At 60.4% G+C, this 23,214-nt stretch carries 19 protein-coding genes and 4 pseudogenes; 14 read left to right on the forward strand and 9 right to left on the reverse strand.

Annotated elements, in window-relative coordinates; all coding sequences use genetic code 11:
* Positions 1–235 (reverse strand): annotated as a pseudogene (locus tag LZ686_RS18150) (alanine dehydrogenase); the annotation flags it as partial.
* A 184-nt stretch (positions 236–419) separates the two neighbouring features.
* On the opposite strand from LZ686_RS18150, the gene LZ686_RS18155 reads away from it, so the two are divergent.
* The 9 genes from LZ686_RS18155 (at position 420) to LZ686_RS18195 (ending at position 7,301) form a co-directional block, all read left to right on the forward strand.
* On the forward strand, positions 420–962 hold the full coding sequence (locus tag LZ686_RS18155) for a GAF domain-containing protein (protein ID WP_349548672.1): 543 nt from the start codon (positions 420–422) through the stop codon (positions 960–962).
* A 555-nt stretch (positions 963–1,517) separates the two neighbouring features.
* Entirely contained in the window at positions 1,518–1,793 is a 276-nt protein-coding gene (locus LZ686_RS18160; protein ID WP_349548673.1) for a lipid-A-disaccharide synthase N-terminal domain-containing protein, read from the forward strand.
* A complete protein-coding gene (locus LZ686_RS18165) occupies positions 1,790–3,343 on the forward strand; it encodes an ArnT family glycosyltransferase (protein WP_349548674.1) in 1,554 nt (517 codons plus the stop codon). The genes LZ686_RS18160 and LZ686_RS18165 overlap by 4 nt, the downstream gene beginning before the upstream one ends.
* A complete protein-coding gene (locus LZ686_RS18170; protein WP_349548675.1) occupies positions 3,340–4,092 on the forward strand; it encodes a glycosyltransferase family 2 protein in 753 nt (250 codons plus the stop codon). The genes LZ686_RS18165 and LZ686_RS18170 overlap by 4 nt, the downstream gene beginning before the upstream one ends.
* The gene (locus LZ686_RS18175) at positions 4,089–5,129 is read left to right on the forward strand and encodes an NAD-dependent epimerase/dehydratase family protein (protein WP_349548676.1); all 1,041 of its coding nucleotides are present in this window, start codon (positions 4,089–4,091) and stop codon (positions 5,127–5,129) included. Before LZ686_RS18170 ends, LZ686_RS18175 begins: the two co-directional genes overlap by 4 nt.
* Positions 5,130–5,157: 28 nt before the next feature.
* Positions 5,158–5,859 (forward strand): VIT1/CCC1 transporter family protein, encoded by a 702-nt coding sequence (locus LZ686_RS18180; protein WP_349548677.1) that lies wholly within the window; start codon positions 5,158–5,160, stop codon positions 5,857–5,859.
* A gap of 101 nt (positions 5,860–5,960) precedes the next feature.
* Positions 5,961–6,218: a PepSY domain-containing protein gene (locus LZ686_RS18185; RefSeq protein ID WP_217846817.1), complete on the forward strand. Its 258-nt coding sequence runs from the start codon at positions 5,961–5,963 to the stop codon at positions 6,216–6,218.
* Positions 6,208–6,750: a cytochrome b/b6 domain-containing protein gene (locus tag LZ686_RS18190; RefSeq protein WP_349548678.1), complete on the forward strand. Its 543-nt coding sequence runs from the start codon at positions 6,208–6,210 to the stop codon at positions 6,748–6,750. The genes LZ686_RS18185 and LZ686_RS18190 overlap by 11 nt, the downstream gene beginning before the upstream one ends.
* On the forward strand, positions 6,747–7,301 hold the full coding sequence (locus tag LZ686_RS18195) for a tyrosine-protein phosphatase (RefSeq protein ID WP_349548679.1): 555 nt from the start codon (positions 6,747–6,749) through the stop codon (positions 7,299–7,301). The genes LZ686_RS18190 and LZ686_RS18195 overlap by 4 nt, the downstream gene beginning before the upstream one ends.
* A 264-nt stretch (positions 7,302–7,565) precedes the next feature.
* Here the strand turns inward: LZ686_RS18195 and LZ686_RS18200 are convergent, their stop codons facing one another.
* Both LZ686_RS18200 and LZ686_RS18205 read right to left on the reverse strand, forming a co-directional pair.
* Positions 7,566–9,005 (reverse strand): IS1182 family transposase, encoded by a 1,440-nt coding sequence (locus tag LZ686_RS18200; RefSeq protein WP_349548680.1) that lies wholly within the window; start codon positions 9,003–9,005, stop codon positions 7,566–7,568.
* Between the two features lie 833 nt (positions 9,006–9,838).
* Positions 9,839–10,033 carry a hypothetical protein gene (locus tag LZ686_RS18205; RefSeq protein ID WP_349548681.1) on the reverse strand — a complete coding sequence of 65 codons (195 nt, stop codon included), beginning with the start codon at positions 10,031–10,033 and terminating at the stop codon, positions 9,839–9,841.
* Between the two features lie 281 nt (positions 10,034–10,314).
* On the opposite strand from LZ686_RS18205, the gene LZ686_RS18210 reads away from it, so the two are divergent.
* Positions 10,315–11,417 (forward strand): IS3 family transposase gene (locus LZ686_RS18210; protein WP_349548682.1). Its coding sequence is split into 2 segments (ribosomal slippage): positions 10,315–10,576 and positions 10,576–11,417, totalling 1,104 coding nucleotides; the frame shifts between segments, so codons are not numbered across the junction.
* 63 nt (positions 11,418–11,480) lie between these two features.
* On the opposite strand, the pseudogene LZ686_RS18215 reads toward LZ686_RS18210, so the two are convergent.
* The 4 genes and pseudogenes from LZ686_RS18215 to LZ686_RS18230 all read right to left on the reverse strand — a co-directional run bounded on the left by LZ686_RS18215 (position 11,481) and on the right by LZ686_RS18230 (position 16,190).
* Positions 11,481–12,628, reverse strand: a pseudogene (locus tag LZ686_RS18215) (IS3 family transposase).
* A 443-nt stretch (positions 12,629–13,071) separates the two neighbouring features.
* Positions 13,072–15,273, reverse strand: coding sequence for a bifunctional diguanylate cyclase/phosphodiesterase (locus LZ686_RS18220; RefSeq protein WP_139599749.1), 2,202 nt, complete (start codon positions 15,271–15,273; stop codon positions 13,072–13,074).
* A 38-nt stretch (positions 15,274–15,311) separates the two neighbouring features.
* Positions 15,312–15,821 (reverse strand): SET domain-containing protein, encoded by a 510-nt coding sequence (locus tag LZ686_RS18225; RefSeq protein WP_139599750.1) that lies wholly within the window; start codon positions 15,819–15,821, stop codon positions 15,312–15,314.
* A gap of 45 nt (positions 15,822–15,866) precedes the next feature.
* Positions 15,867–16,190: a hypothetical protein gene (locus LZ686_RS18230; protein ID WP_139599751.1), complete on the reverse strand. Its 324-nt coding sequence runs from the start codon at positions 16,188–16,190 to the stop codon at positions 15,867–15,869.
* A gap of 474 nt (positions 16,191–16,664) precedes the next feature.
* Here LZ686_RS18230 and LZ686_RS18235 point away from each other — a divergent pair, with 474 nt between their 5' ends.
* The 3 genes and pseudogenes from LZ686_RS18235 to LZ686_RS18245 all read left to right on the forward strand — a co-directional run.
* On the forward strand, positions 16,665–16,883 hold the full coding sequence (locus LZ686_RS18235) for a hypothetical protein (RefSeq protein WP_349548683.1): 219 nt from the start codon (positions 16,665–16,667) through the stop codon (positions 16,881–16,883).
* A 64-nt stretch (positions 16,884–16,947) separates the two neighbouring features.
* Complete coding sequence (locus LZ686_RS18240) at positions 16,948–17,361, forward strand: BLUF domain-containing protein (protein ID WP_349548684.1); 414 nt, start codon at positions 16,948–16,950, stop codon at positions 17,359–17,361.
* A gap of 95 nt (positions 17,362–17,456) precedes the next feature.
* Positions 17,457–18,147: pseudogene (locus tag LZ686_RS18245) on the forward strand (integrase core domain-containing protein); the annotation flags it as partial.
* Positions 18,148–18,213: 66 nt separating this feature from the next.
* On the opposite strand, the gene LZ686_RS18250 reads toward LZ686_RS18245, so the two are convergent.
* Positions 18,214–19,161, reverse strand: a complete 948-nt coding sequence (locus LZ686_RS18250) for an IS110 family RNA-guided transposase (protein WP_349548685.1) — start codon at positions 19,159–19,161, stop codon at positions 18,214–18,216.
* A gap of 148 nt (positions 19,162–19,309) precedes the next feature.
* Between LZ686_RS18250 and LZ686_RS18255 the strand changes: the two are divergent.
* Positions 19,310–20,075 (forward strand): annotated as a pseudogene (locus LZ686_RS18255) (IS5 family transposase).
* A gap of 62 nt (positions 20,076–20,137) precedes the next feature.
* Here the strand turns inward: LZ686_RS18255 and LZ686_RS18260 are convergent.
* On the reverse strand, positions 20,138–23,214 hold a 3,077-nt coding region (locus tag LZ686_RS18260), incomplete at its 5' end, for a family 16 glycosylhydrolase (protein WP_349548686.1).

The following is a 23,214-nucleotide window of genomic DNA, read 5'->3' on the forward strand; positions in this document are numbered from 1 at the left end:
TCAGCGCGCGGCGCCAGCCCTTGTCGGCCAAGGCCAGCAGATGCGGCATGGTCACGTTGCCAAGCGCCTGCGTGCTGGTGCGGGCCACCGCGCCCGGCATGTTCGCCACGCAGTAATGCACGATCCCGTCGACGTCATAGATGGGGTCCTGGTGCGTGGTGGCGCGCGACGTCTCGAAGCAACCGCCCTGATCGATCGCCACGTCGACCAGAACGGCGCCCTGCGGCATGGTCGACGGCGATAGCGCCACGTCTGCGGCATGATAGAATGCTATGCCATATATGGCGATGGCACGGTCACAGGTCTTCCTGATACCCCGTCATAGGACACCTGCCGCACGCACGGATGCGGGCTACTGGTGTTGGCGTGGTCCAAATCGTTAGAATGCAGAATTGTTTTCGTGCGATAGAATGGCGTGCATGGACTATGGTTTTCGCATCTCCAGTCGCACCAGGATCACCATGCCCCAAAAATCCGCCCCTGTATCCACTCTGTCCGCGACGCTCGACAACAGCGTCGAAATTCAGCGTACGCTGAATACCGTGCGCGAAACCCTCGGGATGGAGGTCGCTTACCTTTCCGAATTCGTGGAGGAGCGAGCCGTGTTTCGCGCTGTGAGTGCTCCTGGACTGGAGGCGATGATCCGTCCAAGTCAGAGCATGGATCTGAGAGAGGTCTACTGCAAACACATCCTGGATGGCGGTTTGCCCAGCTTGATGACGGACACCAGCCAGCATGCAATCGCAACGGATCTTCCGATCACGCAGATGATTCCGATCGGCAGCCATCTGTCCGTGCCGGTCAGGCGGGCTGATGGCAGCGTCTTCGGGATGTTTTGCTTTCTAAGTCGGCATGCTCGGCCTGATCTGGGGCAAGATGACCTGACCATGGTCTTGGCACAATCAGTAGGTGTTGGCACGCATCTCTTCGGTGGACAGACCGTTTCGCCAGCCATTGGGTGATTAAGTCCGAATAGCTTGGGAAGAAGAAACTAGACGAACAATTCAAATTTATACGGTATAAAAACCATAGGAAAAACAGTTCATGCATAGTCCCGCAAGGCAGACCGTCGATCGGTCAACTAATCGGTCTGCTATGCGGGACCTTCCTGCCGTTCGCTGCAGATGCAGCCTGACCACCTTTACTTTCTAGTAGTAGGCTACAAACGGGCGAAGGTACTTCTAAGGGCGGTGCTAGCTTGGGAGCTCGGTGGATGTGTAAAAGCTGCCGTTCATCGGTCTGTAGGTAGATAAAATGGATTGGCAATTCCCTAACCTCGGACCCCCGAATGCTGGGGCCTCCGGCTTGGTCATGGCGATGGGCTAGCTGCCCCGCATAGCGTGTTACGACAATCAGCCGCGCGCCGAGCCACTCTAACCGGTGATCGCGACCTTGCCTGCACGGTTGCTTGGCATCCGCGTTCCCTCCCAAGCACACAGGCGCCGACAGCCAGACTGTAAGCTCTCCGTAAGGTTGCCCTGCCACTGCCGACCTGAAAATTCAGGGCGGCTTGGCGGATGACGGGACAGACGGTGTGGCTTGGGATCGGGTTTCTGGGGCAGGCGCTGTTCAGCGCCCGTTTCGTCATCCAGTGGCTGGCCAGCGAACGGATGCGACGCAGTGTCGTGCCGCACGCGTTCTGGTGGTTCTCGCTGGCGGGCGGGGTCACGCTCCTGGCCTATGCGCTGTGGCGCGGTGACCCGGTCTTCGTGTTGGGCCAGGGGCTGGGGCTGTTCGTCTATCTGCGCAACCTGATGCTGATCCGCAGGCATCGCCGGACGGCCGCGGCATGAGGATGCGGCCCGTCCTGTCCGCCACGCTGCTGTTCGCGCTGACCGCGCTGACGCTGATCCTGCTGCGCCCGCTGATGCCCGTGGACGAGACACGCTATGTTGCCGCCGCGTGGGAGATGCATGTCGGCGGGTCGCCCTGGGTCCCGCACCTGAACGGGGCGATCTACGGGCACAAGCCGCCGCTGCTGTTCTGGCTGATCAACCTGGTCTGGGCGGCCGTGGGCGTCGATGCCTTCGCGGCCCGGCTTGTCGGACCGGCCTTCGCGACGGCCTGTGTGGCGATGACCGGGCTGCTGGCATTGCGGCTGTGGCCGGACAGGCCGGCGCGCGGCGGGGCCGCGGCGCTGATCCTGGCGGTGTCGCCGGTCTGGCTGCTGTTCGGATCGACGACCATGTTCGACGCGATGCTGACCGCGGCCACGCTGCTGGCGATGCTGGCGCTGTGGTCGGCGGTCCGCAGGCCACGACGTGGGGCCTGGGTTGCCCTGGGGATGGCCGTGGCCATGGGCGTCTATGCCAAGGGGCCGGTGATCCTGATCCACGTGCTGCCCGTGGCGCTGTCGATGCCGCTGTGGGCAGGGCCGGACCGCCCGTCGGCGCGGCAGTGGGCGGGCGGGCTGGCGCTGGCGCTGGCCGTCGCGCTGGTGGCGGTCGGCCTGTGGCTGGTGCCCGCGCTGATCCTGGGCGGGCCGGAGTACCGCACCGAGGTCCTGTGGCGGCAAAGCGGCGGGCGCATGGTGGCATCCTTTGCCCATCGCAAGCCCTGGTGGTTCTATGCCGCTCTGCTGCCCGCGATGATCTGGCCGTTCGGCTGGACCGGGGCGGGGTTTGGTGCGCTGCGGCCAAGGCGGCTTTGGGCCGATCCCGGTACGCGGCTGGCAGCGGTCTGGGCCATGGGAGCGTTCGTCGCATTCTTTCTGATCAGCGGCAAGCAGGCGCATTACCTGTTGCCGGAACTGCCCGCGCTGGCACTGCTGCTGTCGGGCGGCCTGCCCGCGCGGCGGTGGGGGCGGCGCGACCTGTGGGTGGCCGCGCCCGTGATCGGGCTGATCCTGTCCTCTCTGGCCGCGGGCGCAGGGTTCCTTCCGGTGCTGGCACGGCTTGGCGATCCGCTGCCGTTGTGGTCGCTGGCCTTGGGCGGGCTCTGCGCGCTGACGGGGCTGGCGGCGTTCCTGCGGCTGCGGGCGCCGGTCATGGCGCTGGCCGCGCTGCCGCTGGCGCTGATGATCGGGCTGCATCTCGGGCTGAGCCCGCTGCTGTCCGCGCGCTATGACATGACCGATCTGGGCCGGGCCGTGGCGCCCCATGATACCGCAGGCATCGCCGTCACCGACGGCACCTATCATGCGCAGCTAAACTTTGCCGGACGCCTGCTGAACCCGGTCGCCCGCCTGTCCGACGACACCGTTGCGGGGTGGCTGCGCAACCATCCGGGCGGCGTGCTTCTGGACCAGACGGACCGGCCCCTCCCCGGCATGACCCCTGTCCTGCGGCTGCCGTTCCGCGACAGGACCTATACCCTTCACCGCTCACAGGAGGTCGCGCCATGACGCCCGACATTTCCGTCGTCCTGCCCGCCCGCGACGAGGCCGGCAACATCACCTCCCTGCTGACCGGCATCGCCGCCACCCTGCAGGACCGCGCGCACGAGATCATCGTCGTCGACGACGCCTCGCGCGATGGAACGCGGGCGGAACTGGCCGCGCTGCAGACGCGGCTGCTGCAGCTGCGGGTGATCTGCCACGACCGGTCCTGCGGGCAGTCCGCCGCGATCCGCAGCGGGGTCTGGGCCGCGCGCGGGGCGCTGATCGTGACGCTGGATGCGGACGGTCAGAACCCGCCCGACAACATTCCTGCCCTGCTGGCGCCCTTTGCCGGGGGCGACACGGCCCTGGGCCTGGTCCAGGGCCAGCGGGTGGACCGCCGCGACCGCCCGTCCCGGCGGCTGGCCTCGGCCGCGGCGAACCGCATCCGCAACGCCCTGCTGCGCGACAACGTGCGCGACAGCGGCTGCGGGCTGAAGGCCTTTCCGCGGGCGGTCTATCTGGCCCTGCCATATTTCGATCACATTCACCGCTTCATGCCCGCCATGGTCGCGCGCGAGGGGTTGCGGGTGCAGACCGTGCCTGTGACCCACGCCCCCCGCGCCTTCGGCCGGTCCAAATACGGCAATTTGCGGCGCGCGGCGGTGGGCATCGTCGACCTGCTGGGCACGGCCTGGCTGATCCGCCGCCGTCGCCTGCCCCGCACGCGTGAACTGGCCCGGTCCGGAGCCACCGACCTGAGGGGCGCAGCATGAGCGTCCTGATCACTGGCTCTGCCGGCTTCATCGGCTATCACCTGGCCCTCCGCCTGTTGACCGAAGGCCGACGCGTGATCGGCATTGACGACCACAACGCCTACTACGACCCGGCGCTCAAGGCCGCCCGAGAGGCAAGGCTGGCCCAGTTCCAAGGCTATCTGGCCCTGCGCGGCCAGATCCAGACGCCGGGCCTCTTGAGCGACGTCATGGCGCGGCACCGGCCGCAGATGGTGGTCCACCTGGCCGCCCAGGCCGGGGTGCGCCATTCGATCGAGGCGCCCGACACCTATCTGGCGACGAACCTGGCGGGCACGTTCCAGCTGCTGGAGGCAGCCCGCGCGCATCCGCCCGCGCATCTGGTGATGGCCTCCAGCAGTTCGGTCTATGGCGGCAGCCCGACCATGCCCTATCGCGAGACCGACCCGACCGATCAGCCGATGTCCTTCTATGCCGCCACCAAGAAGGCGACCGAGGGGATGGCCCATTCCTATGCCGCGCTTTACGGCCTGCCGATCACCATGCTGCGGTTCTTCACCGTCTATGGACCCTGGGGGCGGCCCGACATGGCGCCGTTCCTGTTCACGCAGGCACTGATGCAGGACCGACCCATACCGTTGTTCAACCACGGCCGGATGCAGCGGGATTTTACCTATGTCGACGACCTGGTCGATGCGATCCGGGCACTGATGGACGTGATCCCGCGACACCCGGCCATCCCCGTCGCAGGCGACAGCCTGTCGCCGGTCGCGCCGTGGCGGGTGGTCAACATCGGCAATGGCGCGCCCGTGTCCCTGACCGCGTTCATCGACGCGCTGCAGGTGGCCACGGGGCGGACCGCGCGGCTGCAGATGCTGCCGATGCAGCCGGGCGACGTGGTCGCGACCTGGGCCGATACGGGCCTGCTGGGCCGCCTGACAGGGCCGCGCGCGATCACCCCGCTTGAGGTGGGATTGGCGCGATACGTGAATTGGTTCATCAGCTATCATGGGGCCGGTATTGCGGCGCCCAAGCCGGTTTCCCACCACGCCGCCTGATCAAGGCCCTTCCCGCAGGAGCGACGCCATGCTGTCCCACGCCCGACCCGAGGCCCATCTTGTCCATCGCATCGGCTGGCTGCGCGCCGCCGTCATGGGCGCCAATGACGGCATCGTCTCGACCGCCAGCCTGATCGTCGGGGTCGCGGCCGCCAGCGGCGATCGCAGCCAGATCCTAGTGGCAGGGATGGCCGGTCTGGCCGCCGGCGCCATGTCCATGGCCGCGGGCGAATACGTATCCGTCAGCTCTCAGTTGGACACCGAACGGGCCGACATCGCCCGCGAGACGGCCGAACTGGACACCGACCCCGCCGGGGAACTGGACGAGCTGACCGCGATCTATGTCCAGCGCGGGCTGGACCCGGGGCTGGCCCGGCAGGTGGCGCTGCGCCTTTCCGAACACGACGCCCTTGGCAGCCACCTGCGCGACGAACTGGGCATGTCCGAGGTCACGACCGCCGCGCCGGTACAGGCGGCGATGGTGTCCGCGGCGACATTCGCCGTTGGCGCGGCCCTGCCGCTTGGCACGGCGGCTTTAGCGCCGGACGGGGCGATTGCCGTTTGGGTGACGGGGGCGACGATGCTGGCGCTGGCAGGCTTGGGGGCGGTGGGCGCGCAGGCGGGGGGCGCGGGGATCGCGCGCGGCACGCTGCGGGTGCTGGTATGGGGCGCGATGGCCATGGCCGCGACGGCGGCGGTCGGGCATCTGTTCGGGGTCGCCGCGGGGTGAGCGTCCGGCGCCCGTCGATGCGACGGGCGCGGATTGTAAGGTTGCCGCAAGCTGGGGCGGGCATGGATGTCGGCATCGAAACACCGATGACGGAGAGATCCATGCGTACCCCCCTTCTTGCCCTGATGCTGGCCGGACTGGCCTTCCCTGCCCTGGCCTCGGAGCGTTGCGACGTGCCGCAGGCCGACTGGCGCCCGGTCGAGGAGCTGACCGCGGACCTGACCGCGAAAGGCTGGACCGTCAGCAACGTCAAGACCGAGGACGGCTGCTATGAGGTCTATGGCCATGACCAGGACGGCAAGCGCGTCGAGACGTTCTTCGACCCCGCCACATTCGAGGCCGTAGGCGATGACAACTGAGCGCATCCGCGTGTGGGACGGCTTCGTGCGGCTGTTCCACTGGTCGCTGGTCGCGGGCATCGCCACGGCTTGGCTGACCGCCGACGGGCCGAAGGTCCTGCACGAAGGCTTGGGCTATGCCATCGCGGCGCTGATCGCGCTGCGCGTGGTCTGGGGGCTGATCGGCCCCCGCCATGCCCGGTTCGCGGATTTCGTTCGCGGGCCGCGTCCGGTGCTGGCCCATCTGCGCGACCTGCGCGCCGGGCGCGAACGGCGCTATCTGGGCCACAACCCGGCAGGCGGCGCGATGATCGTGGCGCTGTTGCTGACGGTGGCGGGCACTGCGCTGACCGGCTGGCTGCAGACGACTGACGCCTTCTGGGGCTCGTCGGCAATGGAGGAGGTCCATGAGGCCTTGGCCACGCTGATCCTGGTGCTGGTGGGGCTGCACGTCGCGGGCGTCCTGGTCGAAAGCCTGCGCCACCACGAGAACCTGGTTTTGTCGATGCTGACCGGAACCAAGCGCCCTTTATCCGAACAGGACCGCCCGTGAGGCGGTGGGCTGCACTGATTTTGGCTCTGCCGGTTCTGGCCGTTGTGGCCGGCGCCGGATGGGCTTCGTTGCTGCAGAAAAGCGGCAACCTGCATGAAGTGCTGGAGGGCGAGGTCTACCGATCGGCCCAGCCCTCGGCAGCGCAGCTGGTGGAATGGACGACGGCGTACGGGTTTCGCAGCGTGCTGAACCTGCGCGGGCCGTCGGATGCAGACTGGTATCAGGTCGAACAGAAAACCGCCGCGCGCCTGAACCTGACGCACGCTGATTTCGCCATGCGCGACAGCGAAATCCTGACGCTGGACCGCGCCGCTGCGTTGATGGCCCTTATAGAGGCCTTGCCCAAGCCGGTGCTGATCCATTGCAAGGCCGGGGCCGACCGGACCGGACTAGCCTCTGCCTTGTTTCTTGCAGGTGCAGGTCAGAGTGAGGCACTGGCCGAGGCACAGATCTCGTTCCGCTACGGCCATGTCTCGCTGCCCGTCAGTGCGGCCTGGCCCATGGACCAAAGCTGGGAGGCGATGGAGGCCTCATTCGGCTTCGACAGCTGACCCCTCCTCCGCCGAGGTCAGCCTTAGCGTGAGCAATGAACGACAGCTTTAGGGAAGCTGCACTGCAGCGCGTGTCAGTTCCTGCCATTCAAAGATGTGCTGGCGGTTTTTGCTGCACCTGCATTTGCTGCGACAATCATGAGTGTCGTCTATAGGCTTAGGCTGTGTGGAAACGCCGGCGCATGCTGGCATCCAAGGGCATCTGACGCGAAGATCTGACTTGCGTTTGGCGAAGTGCAGACAGACCACATGGAGCGGCGCTTTTCATACCTTCAGAGCGCTCATCAGCCCTTGGACCCCGATCAGCGCTACCATTCGCTTGATATTGTAGGCGATGACGTTCAGCGCGATCTCTGTTTTCACATTCCTCAGTCGTTGGGTCAGAAAGTGGGACGTGCCCATCCACGCCTTGATGGTGCCAAACGGGTGCTCGACCGTGCCTCGGCGGATTGTCATCGGTTCGGTCGGGCCGATCAGCCTCGCCCGCGCCGCCTCGACCAGATGCTCGTGCGCCCACCTTGTAATCCGGCGCTCCTTGCCGGTCGTGCATCGCGATTTCATCAGGCACGTGCCGCACTCGCTGGTCCAGTAGCGGCGGAGTTCCAAGCCGTCTTCCTCGGTCGTGTAGCGATACGGTAGCGCTTCCCCTGCGGGACAACGATAGATATCCGCGTTGGCCTCATAGGCGAAGTCCGCCTTCTCATACATGCCCTTGAGGCGGTTGCCCGACGTCTCGGGGCGCGGGATCGTCGTGGTGATTCCAGCTTTGTGACAGGCCAGGATCTGCCGCCCGCTGAAGTAGCCTTTGTCGGCCAGCACATGCATCTCGTCGCGGCGAAGCACATCCTTGGCCGCTTTTGCCATCGGCACCAGAAGATCACGGTCATGACCCTGGTTGGTGACTTCATGCGCGACGATCAGGTGGGTCTCGGTGTCGACGGCGGTCTGGACATTGTAGCCGACCATTCCGCTGTTCCGGGCGCTGGTCGCCATGGCGCGGGCATCGGGGTCCGTCAGCGATATCTGCCCATCCGGCGCATCGGCCAAGGCCCGCCCCATGGCTTGCAGATGTTGGATATGCTGCCGGACACGCCCGTAACGCTTGGCCAGATGCGCGACCTTCTCAGCCCGAACCTCGCCCTCCTCCTGTCGATCGACCCGCACCATCTCCGCGATGTAGCGCTCGACGTCCGCCTCCAGGTGGGCAATGCGGCTGGCGATCTTGCCCTTGGTAAAGTTGCGATCCCGGCTGTTGACGGCCCGGAACTTGCTCCCGTCGATGGCAACGCAGGCGCCTTTCAGCACGCCGATCCGGCGGCTCAACTCTACGAATTGGGCGCAGCTGCGGCGGATACCAGGGCCGTTGTCACGTCGGAAGTCAGCGATGGTCTTGTGGTCTGGGATAAGGCGGCCGGTCAGCCACATCAACTCGACGTTCCGCCCGGCTTCGCGTTCCAGTCTGCGGCTAGACGGGATCCGGTTCAGATAGCCGTAGATGAACAGCTTAAGCAGCACGGCAGGATGATATCCGGGTCGCCCCGTCCGCGCCGGCGCCGATCGCGCAAATCCGAGCGCAGGCAGATCGAGTTCATCGACGAACAGATCAACCACCCGAACCAGGTGATCCTCGCCAATCCAATCCTCAAGACGATCTGGAAAAAGAGCCGTCTGTCCCCGCGCAGTCCCTTCGATGAAACCCGACATGCCGATCTCCCGCCACCATGTCGAAGTCTACCATAAGGCCGAGTTTCCACACAGCCTCGGCTCTTCGCGTCGATGCTGCGCCGACCGCTGACCGTCCGCTTTCGTCAAGCTGGCAGGCCCGAGAGGCAGACTGCCCGACAGAAAAGGCAGAACTATACGCCACAGAACAGGGCGGGGGGTCAGGCGAGGAAGCGCGAAGCGCGCCCCTCTCCTGAACCCTTGCCTCCCGGCGAGGGCAGGGGGGGAACCGCCGCAATGGGAAAATCCAGCGGACAAGGGGGTGGTGCGGCCCGCAGTGCGAAGCGCGAGGACACGGCCCCGCAGGACGTGCAGCATTTTCGTGTTGCGGTGGGGGACCGGCGGTCCCCTGACGGACAGGCGCGCAGCGCCTGGCCCAACAAGGGCAGGGGGCGTTTGGCTTGTCCAAATCCCCCCTGCGTCTTGATCGCCGCGCCTGGCGCGGGGATCTCGCTATTCTGAAAGAGGCCGCGGTGGGTCTGTGCCGCAGCTGCCGCAAGCCGCACCCGGTTGCCCACAGGCCCTTGCTCGATCCCTGACGTCTCGCGCGGGCCTGCTGCGGTCGCGCGCCTTCACTCCCAAGGTCGTTCCCGACCCGCGACTGGACAACCGGGCGCGCCTTGCGTCAGCGGTCCCGCCCGTCAGGGACGAGATGGACGGGGCAGGGCGCCCAGGACCGGTGTGCGGGGGGATGGCTCGGGACGAGACATTCAACCGTGCAGCGCAGCCGGGCGCATCGCCCCGACCAGCTCGGGTGGAGGCCGGTGCAGCCGGCCGGAACCGGGGACGCGGCCCGAAGGGGACGCCCGGATTGGTCAGAGAAACAGCGCAGAAATCTGCATCAGCATGCCGAGACCAGTGATCAGCAACAAAATCGTCCAGCCCCCCACACCTGAATTATCTTTTTTGGTCTCAAGCTTCTCATCCGGAATAGGTCTGACCCCTCCGCAATGTGGGCAGGCCCAGATGTGAAAACTTGGCACTAAGCAATAAGGGCAATAACCGTCCATTATAATATCCTTTTACTGTGCAGGTTCTTAGGTTTGCAAAGTAACTTTAGGAAACCGATAAATAAGTATCCGTAGAAAGAGCTGGTGTGCCATGTAATTATTTTGAATTGCCTGGGATACCTGGCAGGTCAAATTCTTCGGGTGCCCACAGCCACGGCGGATAGACGCCATCGGCGGCGATCTTTTGCAGGTCGTCATACTGCTCTGCCTCCTGAAAACTGGACCGTTTGAAACTGGAGTTTTCGGCTAACCTTCCCTGGCTGGGAGAGGAGCTGAGAACGATGAAAGCATCGAGGTTCACGGAGGCGCAAAAGGCGTTTGTCCTGAAGCAGGGCGAGGAAGGCACGCCGGTGGCCGAGATCTGCCGCAAGGCGGGGATCAGCCAAGCGACCTATTTCAACTGGAAGAAGCGGTATGGCGGGCTGCTGCCGGACGAGATGCGGCGGCTGAAGGCGCTTGAGGACGAGAACGGTCGCCTGAAAAAGATCGTCGCCGACCTGACGTTGGATCGGGAAATGCTGCAGGACGTCATCCGGCGAAAGCTCTGAAGCCTGGCCGGATGCGCGAACTAGTTCGCGGGATGTGCATCGATTGGGGCACGTCGATACGCAGGGCATGTGGGGCCCTGCGGTTTGACACCTCCACGTTCCACTACAAGTCCCGGCGCACGGACCAGGCAGCCGTCGAGAGACGGATCAGGGAGATCTGCGAAACGCGGGTGCGCTACGGATATCGGCGCGTGCATGTCCTGCTGCGACGGGAGGGGTGGGTGATCAACATCAAGAAGACCCGCAGAATTTACAATGAACTGGCCTTGCAGCTCAGGAACAAGAACCCGAAGCGGCGGGTGAAGGCCAAGCTGCGCGATGATCGCCAGGAGGCAGTCGGGCCAAACGAAGTCTGGGCCATGGACTTCGTTCATGACCAATTGGCCTTGGGCAACAAGCTGCGGATCCTGACGATCGTGGATACGCATTCCCGTTTTTGTCCAGCAGCTGACCCGCGCTTCAAATACCGCGGTGAGGATCTGGTCCGGACACTGGAACGGGTCTGTGCCCAGGTCGGCTATCCCAGGACGATCCGGGTCGACAATGGCAGCGAGTTCATCTCGCGCGACCTCGATCTGTGGGCCTACGCCAACCATATCACCCTGGACTTCTCACGCCCTGGCAAGCCCACCGACAATGGCTTCATCGAGGCGTTCAACAGCAAGCTCAGGTCCGAATGCCTGAACGCGCACTGGTTCATGAGCCTTGCGGACGCACAGGAAAAACTGGAGACTTGGCGTAGGCACTACAACGAGGACCGACCCCACAGCGCGATCGGATATAACGTCCCGATCGCCCTGCATTATCCCGGCGACGCAGTCAGCCCGTCGCCATGACCAAGCCGGAAAATTCCAGCATCCGGCGGTCCAAGGTTGGGGAGCAGCGCAATGAAGCAAACTCTATGTTAAACCGAGGGACGTTCCGGGGGGCAGGTCAGGGGTCATGTTCCCGAGGCCGGAATGCGGGCGGTGGTGATTGTAATCGTCCTGCCAAGCACGGATCTGCTGCCGGGCCTCGCCGAGGGTCGAGAACAACGTCTCGTTCAACAGCTCGTCCCGGAAGCGCCCGTTGAAGCTCTCGATGAAGCCCCTCGCCATGGTCCTCGGACCGGTGGCGGACACATGGCTCGATGCATCGGCTTTCCAGGCGCGATGTAGTGCAATTCGATCCCAGTGCGCTGGCACCAGGACAGGATCGTCATCGAGGTCAGCTCCGTGCCATTGTCGCTGACCACCATGGCGGGACGGCCTCGCCGGGCGATCACGGCGTCGAGCTCGCGAACGACGCGATGCCCCGACAGTGACGTGTCCGCCAGCAGCGCCAAGTACTCTCGGCTGTAGTCATCGACTACCGCCAGCACCCGGAACCGGCGTCCGTCCGTCAGCGCGTCGCTGACGAAGTCGAGGCTCCAGCGGATGTTCGGCGCATCCGGCAGCAGCATCGGCCGACGCGTGCCAAGGGCGCGCTTGCGGCCGCCCCGGCGGCGCACCTGAAGCTTCTCCTCGCGGTAGAGCCGCCTGAGCTTCTTGAGGTTCATCACGATCCCCTGGCGTTCGAGCATGATGTGGATGCGACGGTAGCCGAAGCGCCGCCGCTCTGCCGCGACGGCCTTCATCGCTACCCGCGCCTCGGCGTCGTCGGGGCGCACGGCTCGCGATAGCGCACGCTCGACCGATCCACGGCCAAGGCTTGGCACGCCCGGCGGTAGCTCACCCCGTGGATCTCCACGACATGCGCTACCGCCTCCCGCTTCACACCGGGCGCTACCATTTTTTTGCCGCGACATCCTTTAAGATGGCATTGTCGAGTATCGCTTCGGCGAGCAGCTTCTTGAGCTTGCCGTTCTCATTCGGCGCGGTGCGCCTCATTCCAGCGCCCTCAGCCGTCGCGCATCCGACACCTCGAGCCCGCCATACTTGGCTTTGCATTTGTAGAATGTCGCAGAACTCACCCCATGCTTGCGGCAGACATCGGCCGTGAGCATGCCGGCCTCCTGCTCCTTCAGCATTGCGATGATCTGCTCCTCGCTGAACCTCGATCGCTTCATCGTCCGTCTCCTCGGTTTGGAGCGGATTCTATCTCAAACCGAAGGAGGATGCGGGGCTCTGGTCAACCCTATTGTACGCCTACTCCTGTACCCTCTGCTTCCAGCCGAGAGTGACAGGATAAGATCATTGCATAGCAGTGTGGTTTCTAGCCAAATGCAGAAAGGACCGTCCAAAAAAATCTGCATATTCTCCTCGGAATATTTTTGGTAGGTTGCTAATGCTCCAGCAAAGCGTTTGCTATTTTATTTGGTACGATTTTGGTCACTATTATTGCATTCAAGGTTATAGCATGCTCTGTCATTGGCGGGTTCTCTTGCCACAACCCTTGGTGAAGCCAACTCTGAGTGCGTCTCGAATTGCAGCTAATACATCAAAGGTTCGCAAAATACGACAATATATTAAGAAAATATTCCTCAGCTTATGAAAATTGATTCACATTAACCTAGCTAGCGAGGGCTCGACGAAGCTGCTGAGCACAAGGCTCGCCCGTGAGAGAATGACCGTTGCCAGCTGCCTTAAGGATTTGATCAAGGGGCTGAGGCCGGCTGAAAAGATAACCTTGAAGATAATGACACCCGACATCAGCCAGAATCTCTGCCTCATAGAGCGTTTCAACGCCCTCCGCCGTGATTGATTTTCCTAAGGTGCGGCCGAGGGATACAATCGAGTGTAGTACATTTGCAAGGACCTTGTCGTCTCCAAGCCCCGATACAAAGCTTCGGTCAATTTTAAGAGTATCGAGGGGCATCTTTTGAAGATAGCCGATGGAAGAAAAGCCGGTTCCGAAATCGTCAAGTGCCGTAGTGATTCCCATCTGTCTGAGTTGCTTCAATTGAGCTTGGACCGTATCGCAATTTGAAACAAGAACGCCTTCGGTAAGCTCAATTTCAATTCGGCTTGGTGATATGGAATGCTCTCCCAACAAGCGTGTCAGCGTCGGAATGAAACCCGACGACAGAAGTTGCAAAGGAGAAATATTGATATTAAAGCGTAAATCTGGCCTGCACTGCATGTCGCAAAATATTTTTTTAAGAAGGAGCGATCCAAGTTGGACTATCAGGCCGCTTTTTTCTGCAACGGAAATGAACACGTCAGGAGCAATAGGTCCGAGGGATGCACAATTCCAGCGCGCCAGCGCTTCCACCGAGTGTAATTCCATAGTCCGCGCATTAACGATAGGCTGGTAAAGCATATAGAACTCATCCGGCGATCTGATGGCCAAGCGAAGTGCTTCCTCGATTTTCCTTCTAAAAGTGTATTCCGCATCAAGCTCCGCATCGTAAACTGTGACGTGGTTGCCATCATCCTTTTTTGACGCATACATTGCACGGTCCGCATCTCCTAAGAGATCCTCAAAAGAGCGTGTTGCATCTTTTCTGGCAGCAATGCCATACGAAGATGTTATAGGAAATTGTAGGCCTCGGTAATTAAAGCAAACACCAGTTGCCTGCATGAAGCGGTCGACAGTGCAGCGAGATAATTCGATTATATCACCCGAAGTATTGACGACCGCGATGAACTCATCACCGCCGACACGAGAGACGAAAACTTGTTTGTCTGTTGCCGCACGTAAATTGTTTCCGAAAGTCTTGATGAGTTCATCGCCACCCTGATGGCCCGCAAGATCATTAACTTTCTTGAAGTTATTAATATCTAGCAGAATCACTGCGTAATTGTTGATACCGGTAGACTCAAGGCGTTCGATATACTCCTTAAGTGCAAGGCGATTGGGAAGGCCTGTTAATGGATCGGACCGTGCAAGTCGATTGGCATCGTCCTCCCGCAGGGCAAGAGTATTTGCGTGGTCGCGCAGGAGGCGCGCTCCGCCAATACCGACACCCCCGAGAACGATAAATATCAGCGCGATTATAGGTGCTATATGGCTTAGAAGTTCGTTTCCTGGGTGCGGCGGAATCCAGTCGAGATATGCTATTGGCCTGCCATCAACACCGATTAGTGGTGTTGCGATTGCAGGGTTTCTTAGGGAGTTTGATAGTCGAAGATCTGTAACATTTGAGCTGGTCGCTATGTCGGTCAACTGCGCATTTGTAACTGTTCGTAAAATAGCTCCAATTGACGCTTCATCTCGGTTCGCCGTTGCAAGAGCCTCTTCGGTATCTGGCAGGATGCGTGACGCGCTTCCGAATTGAACCTCGCCATCTTTCAAGATAGCGAAATCGAATGTGGCCCGACCTTCGCGTGGCAACCTGTCTACGCCAAGACGTATCTGCTCCAAAGCCCAGATTGAGAGAGATGACTGGTGTGGCGCTCGGGTTCCGGTAGAGTTCCAAGCCAAAGGATCTTTTAGCAGACCATCGTAGATGACGGCGCGATCAAACATATCTCCGTTGACGGCCGTGATGCCATAGTTATTTGAAACAAACTCAAAGTCTTTGTCGATAATTGCTTGATATACATCGCCCCAATTGTTGTAGTCTCTGGCAAATTGCCTGACCTGATCATGCAGCAGACTGATATTGTGAACGACCTGACGGCCAGCTTCGAGTTCTGCTTGGTGGTTGATTTGCCTTCTCAATGACTCCAGTGATACTCCAATCGCCAGATAGAGCAACAATGTGCCGTAAAGCGCAACGGTGGCAATGCGATTGGATAGTCCGATTGAAGCTCCAGAAAACATCACCATCGTCAAACGTCCTGTTGGGAAAGATTCAGGCAAGAATATTAAGCACAACTTCTCATTTGCAGTTGTGCTAACTTCGATATAGGAGCGAGCATGCCAACCTCCGCAGTTACTCTTTGATGGGCATCTTGCTGAAAGATCTTCGTATAGAATTCACGAATGTCCTCGGCATGTGCATGTCCTTTGTTCGGATCGAACTCAACGACGGTGACTGTGCTGTAATCGCATGTCAGCTCGTCACCGACTTCTATGTCTCGAGCGGCATACATATGCTCACCATCGTCGGTGAGATTGGGTTCGTCCGAGTGGTTCATGAAGTAGTCACCATCTAATCCGATGACGAAGGTGCCTCGCTCCTTGACGTACCAAGCATGGCGGGCAAACATTCGAAGAACATGATCGGGCATCTTAAGCAGCTGCTCGATTGGAACTTCTCGGTCTACAACCGGGCTGAAGGTCCAGACAAGCTGCCCAGCTGCAATTTTCTCATTTGAGAAAACTCCTAGGCCATGGATCGTGCTTTGGCTGATGTTGTGGTCTACAGTCAGCATGTTGCTTCGTTGCCTCGATTGTGTGGACGGTGTCGCTTGGCAGTTCTACGTTTTGTGCAGCACGAGAATTGCAGCGACGGCAAGCCCGATCCCTGTCAATTCCCTCGCCGAAATAGCTTCTTTGAAAACGAAGCATCCGAGGGCAAATAAGATTAAAATATTTGAGCAGCTATAGATGATGCCAACCGTGGCCAGAGTGTGGTTTTTCATGAGGGAGAACCATCCAATTGCCGGTAGTGCATAAAGTGCTGCTCCAGCCATGAATTTCGCTGATGCAATACCCTGCGTATTCAACGATGCCGCCTTGATCAGGTAGTCACCGGCCGCCGTGGCAGCCACGATCATGAGAAGGATGACAGTTGTGGTCATGCAGGCGCCCTTTTCCCATTATTCTTGAAAGCCCAACTATCGCGGTATTTTTACTGAGTCGGCTCATGAGAAAAGAATGCCGGATATTGGTTAATTTGAAGTTAAGGTCCGGTTCGATATGACGCGACGGATGCGGCAACTTTCACGGCTGCAAGGGCAAGCCCGGTGCCATCTGCGACGTAGTACGCTGCGGGCGAACGCTCGGGCCAGCATGAGAAGACCATAGATGCCCAATGCTCGCGAGATCGCGGGCGATTAGCGGCCCTGGCGCCGTATCGGATTATGGGCTCCGGGGCGGTAATCGATGATGCTGGCGAATAGGGCAGGGGCTCATCCGGTAAGCGCTCATCAACTTTAAGATAGATAACGATCGCGTCACGGTTGTGTTTTGACCCTCACTATGTGAGTTGCATCAAGCGCAGACATTTTGGCGTGATACGCTAGGGTAGAATGAGATCCGATATGACCAGGCATATGAGCGATGACTTCCTGGACGAGATCGAACAACGCGCGATGGCCGAGCGGATCCTGCTGAACATTCTGCGCGCAACGCTCGCCTTTCCGGAAGCGATGGATCGCAGTGGTGTGGCGACGATGATCTCAGCTGCTGCCACGGAGCGCCAACGGCATGGCGATTACGGTGCAGCTGATCTGCTCCGCCACTGGAGGGTAATGTTTGATGGCTGGGACTGATGGTCATGCCAGACGCAACATTCTGGCCGTCACCCGACACGTAGCCCTTTGAGGATAGGACGGTTTGGTCCGTAATTTTCCGTACCGCAGTGAGACACTGCTTCAGCCCCATGATCTCGAGTTCCGGATGATCCTGGAACACCCGCGATCCCGGAACAGCAATATGGCCGTTACAGGCTACCTGCATTGCGAGGACGGGATCTTCCATCAATGGGTCGAAGGTCCGGAAGCCGAACTTCGGATTGTTGAACGGTGTATCTATGAGAGCCGATCTCACTACGGGCAAACCATTCTGAGCAGGGATGCCGTCTCCACCAAGCAGTTTCTGGGCTGGCATATGGCACTTGGAGTTTCCGAAAAGAACTCGCTTTTCGACTTCGTCGCGATACAGGGTGTCAGGACCTTGCATCGAACGGAGTATGCTGCAGGTGTGCTTGCCTTCATGCGCGCGCAGTCCGATACGACTTCGCCCTTCTGATGAAACAATTGTCTCCTAGAAATGGAGGCAAAGCCTGACGCGCCGCAGGTACTTCTCTCTTATGCCTAGGTACTCAGTCCCAGCTGTCAAACTAGCATACACTGCTGCCGCTGGATGACTGCCTTTATGCCCTGCAGCCTTCTATTCCACATCTGACGCGCGCGGCACTGCATCGGTGTCTTCAGCACCACGGTATCTCTCGACTGCCTGACGTGGGAGGCGGCAAGCCGAAGCGGCAGAAGTTCAAACGCTACCTCATCGGCTTCTTCCATATCGATATTGCCGAAGTGCAGACTGCTAAGGGCAAACTGTTTTTGCTCGTTGGCATCGACCGCACAAGCAAGTTTGCCGTGACCCAGCTCGTCGACAAGGCGGACAAGAAGACGGCGTGGGAGTTCCTGAAGCACATGCTCGAAGCATTCGCCGGCAGGCAGCTCATCCTATCAAGTCCACACCATCCTCACCGACAACGGCATTCAGTTCGCCGAGCAGCCGCGGAATCGCAGCGCCATCTCTCCCCGGCCCATGCGCTTCGACATGATCTGCGAGGCCAACGGTATCGAGCAGCGCCTCACCGAGCCAAACCACCCTTGGACGAATGGTCAGGTCGAGCGGATGAACCGGACGATTAAGGACGCGACCGTCAAACGCTTCCATTACGACGATCACGACCTGCTCCGCACCCACCTGGCGGACTTCATGGCAGCCTACAATTTCGCTCGCCGGCTCAAGACGCTCGGAGGGCTCACGCCCTACGAATACATCTGCAATATCTGGACAGCCTAGCCAGGCAAATTCATCCTAAACCCGATCCATCAGATGCCGGGACTGAACACCTAGCAACTGTATCTCTCAGACCGTTGCTGCGGCCCATTTTTGACGGCTCTTGCATAAGGCGTTCGAGATAGTGACAAGCTTTCTGGTGACGGCGGTGATGATGACCTTGTGCGGTTTTCCGGCCTTGCGGAGGCGATCTGCAAAGGGTTTCAGGTCCGAGTTATAATGTGCCGCGACTAAAGCCGCTTGGAATATCACGTGCCGCAGGGCACGGCGACCACCCGGGATGGCTCGTTTCCCGCGAAGGGTTCCGCTGTCATGCGCGACCGGGGCCAATCCGGTGAGCGCGGCAGCTTCTTCGCCGGTGATGGTGCGGATCTCCGGCATTTCGGCGATCAGCATCGTGCTGACAATTAGGCCGATCCCCGGGATGGAGCGAAGGACGATGGCTGTCTCCGAAAGTTGATGGTCACTGGCGATGGCCCGGGTGATCCGGTCTTTCAGCTCCTTGATCAGGCTGTCGATCCGGTGCTTCAGCTCGCTGTCGACGTCCTCGAACATCGCGGCATTGCCCAGTTTTTGATGCGCGCGGATTTGGGCCAGCAGCCGTTTGCGCATTTCAACCAGCTGCGCTCTTTTAGACGTTAAGGCTCTGAGAATGCGTATCTTCTCCGTAGGAAGACTGCGGCCTGCTTCGGGTCGGAATGCAAAGAAACGGGCGATGAGTTCCGCATCGATCCGGTCGGCCTTGGCGCGCGTGCCCCGGCTTTGCGCAAACGCTTTCACCTGAGCGGGGGGCACCTGGCGGGCTGCAACACCTTCTGCCTCCAACAACGCCCAGAGCTGCCACTCTTGGCCGCCGGTCGATTTGAAACAGACGATGGCATTCCGGTCTCGGGCAAGTTTTGCCACGGTAGCATGACCCGCCGGAGCGTTGGCACTCTGCAGCGATGCCCGTCGGGAAGGCAATGAAGGTCCAGCCAGTCGCGGCTGACATCTATGCCGATGACGCGGCCATGCCACAAGGGTCAGACGTCGCGTACCACCCCGCCATCGGTCCTGGCCGGGGCCGGTGACGGGACCAGTTTAGCAGAACGGATATACAGAAGGGTCAGGGTGCGCTGATACTTGTTTTGCTGTGTGATTCACGGCTCGGAAACGGAGCGGTGACATGAGCGACCTTTTCTGGCTGGCCGACGTGCAGATGGAACGTCTCGCTCCCTAGTTCCCAAGGTCCCACGGCAAGCCATGTGTTGATGACAGGCGGGTTGTCAGCGGGATTATCTTCAGTATCCGCAATGGCTTGCGCTGGCGTGATGCACCCACCGCCTATGGCCTCACAAGACGCTTTACTGCCGTTGGAGGCGTTGGAGGCGTTGGAGCGGAAAGGGCATTTTCGCTCTTATGATGGCAAGCCTCGCTAAGAACCACGGTGAGGAGAAGGCCGTAATGATCGCCGCTACATACCTGAAGGCACATCGAACAGCGATCAGTATGGCCGTAAAAAAGGGGTGCGTGGACGCCTGATCGGCCGCACCAAGGGCGGCATGAATACCAAGCTGCACGCCATTTGCGACAGCCGGGGACGACCGCTCGACCTGTTCATCACCGCCGGACAGGTGAGCGACTATATCGGCGCACGGGCGCTGCTCAGCGGCTTGCCAAACGTCGAATGGCTGCTTGGCGATCGCGGTTATGATGCTGACTGGTTGAGAGTGGCGTTGCAGGACAAAGGGATACGCGCTTGCATCCCTAGTCGGAAGCAACGCAAGACGCCGGTCCAATATGATAAGCGACGCTACAAGCGGCGAAGTCGCATCGAGATCATGTTCGGCAGGCTCAAGGATTGAAGGTGCGTGGCAACTCGATACGACAGATGTCCGAAGGTCTTCCTCTCGGCCATCGCTCTCGCAGCAACCGTCATCTGTTTGTTATGAATCCTGACCCTAGTATGAAAGGGGCGTCGGTTTATAACCATTTTTCCGACGCCCAAGCCACTTTAGATAAAGTCGAAGACCCCGTTTAAGAGAACTGAGTCACCGCTACCGAAATTGAGAAGCGTTCCATCACGGACCTCTGTGGCGCTGTAACTCCTTCCACCGAGGTCCAGGGTATCGCGGCTGCTCTCGAATCCGTAGACGATATCGGCACCATCACCAGCCCGGAATATAAGCACGTCGCTTGCCCCGTCGCCATTGTGCCCGTCTCCAATCCAGATGCGGTCATCTCCTTGGCCACCCTGCACAGTATCACGGCCCATTGACCCGTCCAAAGTATCGTTGCCTCGGCTGCCCACCAACCTATCGTGACCCCATCGCGTGTTGAAGTTTACGCCAGCCCCGGAACTTGAGATCACAGCGCCCGACGCGTCGATGACGTCGTTGCCTGCATGCGTCCAGCCAAGTTCGAAGTTGTCGAAGCGCAGTGTCGCGGTCCCGCCGATACTGGTGCTGGCATTGCCTGAAAACGCTCCGTCAGACAGGACACGATCAACCGTGACACTGACACCCTCGATGCCAACAGTGTCATTGTTGGAATAGATGTCGCCGCGCTTGATCCAGATGTTGATCAGGTCGTTTCCTGAGCCGCCGTCGATCGTATCATTACCGGGGTTGTGGTTGGCATCACCGTTACCCCATCGGATGTTTTCGTCACCGGCGCCGCCATAAATCAGGTCATTGCCGGTACTGGAGTGGATGAAATCATTCCCGCCATCGCCGTTGATGGTATCGTTGCCCGAGCCGCCATCAATGACATCGTCAAACTGCGATCCTGAGATCCGGTCATTTCCTGCACCGGTAAAGATCGACAGACCGTGGGCGGGTACACTTCCACCGGAACTATTTACGGTCGCATTTGTCGCCACAACAACGTCGTCGCCGGTGGTACCAAAAATACGCTCAATACCCGTGAATTCCAGGCGGTCATTCCTGCTCTGAACGCTGCCACTATCTGTCGAGTGCATGTCGATGCGCAGACCGGCCGAACCGTCCAGAATCAACCTGTCGCCGCCAGGATTACCAGGTGTATAGGGGTTAGCATCGTACCGCTCTGTCCCGGTGCCGCCATGGTAGGTATCGTTGCCCACCCCCGGCTGCCAGTAGAATGTATCTAGCCCTTCAAGACCCCAGACTATGTCTGATTGTGTCGTGCCCCGCATTGTATCGTCGGCATTCGAACCTCTTATTTCATTGATATCGGCTGCCGGCGGTATTGGTGTGGGAAGGGGCGCAGGCCTAACCGTGGGCGGTGTGCCGTTCAGGTCTTTCGGGACGGCGCCGTTGAAGAGGAAGTTGGCGGTCGTCAGGATCGCTTTGTCGACGCCCTGCAGGAAGATGCTGTCATTGGTCCCCAGGACGATCCGGGTGCCGCCGTTCTCGCTGATCAGCGCGGTGACGTTCGCATATCCACGGATGTCGAGGATCTCTCCGGCGCGGGCGTCGAAGTCCGTGATCGTGTCGCGACCGTCACCCGCAGCGAAGATGAACGTGTCCTTACCCGAGCCACCCGATAAGGTGTCGTTGCCGGTGCCCCCGATCAGGGTGTCTTCGCCTTCGTAGGATTTCAGCGTATCGTTCCCGGCCATGCCGGAAAGGACATTGCGGCCGGCATTCGCCGTGATCAGGTTGTCCAGCGCGTTGCCCGTCCCCTTCGTGTTGACGGGCGTGCGCAGGTGGAGATCCTCGATGTTTTCGCCGAGAGTCCAGTCGATGATCGAGTGGACTTCGTCCCGGCCTTCGCCGGCCTTCTCGATCACGCGGTCACCGGCGTTATCGACCCAGTAGACATCATTCCCGGTGCCGCCATACATCTCGTCCGCGCCGGCCTTGCCGTCGATGATGTCATTGCCGCCTAAGCCGTAGATCTTGTCGTTCCCGGACGTACCGTTCAGCGTGTTCGCGCTGTCATCTCCATTTATGCCATTGGGGATGACAATCGGGTCTGGGATCAACACCACTGGCGGGCTTACTACCTCGATCGCGCTTCCGAACTCTGCGGGACGGATGTCGGCCCCCTCGATGATCGCCACCAGCGGACGTCCGGGATCGGTCCATTTTCCGGCCCATGCCTCCTGGCCGGACGAGACCGACCATAAGTCGAAGAAGCTCGCCATCGGACCGATCTGCCAGACATTGCCTTGCATGTCGGCCGGTCCAAATTTCGCAACCTGTTTTCCGTCGATATAGAAGGTAGCATCCTTCTCGGTCACGGACACTTCGTAGGTGTGCATCCCTTTCGACGCGTCGAAGCCGAGATCGATGATGCTCCGCTTCTGCGCCTCGGGGGTCAGGACCATGTGCTCGCCCTTGGCATTCTCCATATGGATCGCGAGTTGGACTTTGGTCGTGTCTCCGCCGACGAACTCAAAGTCGAACTCGACCCACGGATCGTTCTTCCAGTCCGCCTTGTAGGTGAACATGCCGAAGACCGCACCGGGCGCCATGACCGGCGCTTGGGCCGTCCAGCTCCAAGTGCCGGTCGTTGCAATCTCGTTGGACTGCACCTCCGCACCGAGATAGGGTCTGGACGAGCCGGCAGGGGCCTTGGTCAGAGAAAGACTTACATCACCGTTTGCCGCAACGCTGACGTTGTTGGCCGACCATGACATGTTGTTCGTCTGACCCGCATCCCATTCCGAGATGAGCCAGCTGTCAGGCGTGCTTTTCTGGCTTAGTTTGTACAGGCTCAGATCATATTCATCGGACGATGCCGGCGGGGTGGGCGCAGGAGCAAAAACCGGACCGACATCGGCCAAATTTTTCGGTGACACGCCATTGAAGGTGAAGTTCACGCCGGTCAGCGCCGATTTCGCGACGCCTTGGAAGAGGATGCTATCGCCGCCCTCGAAGACCATGCGGGTGCCGCCGGACTCCGAGATCAGGCTGGTATAGCCAGAATAGCCTCTGACATCGACCAACTCTCCGGCGCGGGCGTCGAAGTCCGTGATTGTGTCGCGACCGTCACCCGCAGCGAAGATGAACGTGTCCTTACCCGAGCCACCCGATAAGGTGTCGTTGCCGGTGCCCCCGATCAGGGTGTCTTCGCCTTCGTAGGATTTCAGCGTATCGTTCCCGG

It is taken from the genome of Paracoccus sp. NFXS7 (genome assembly GCF_040148865.1).
GTDB lineage: Bacteria > Pseudomonadota > Alphaproteobacteria > Rhodobacterales > Rhodobacteraceae > Paracoccus > Paracoccus marcusii.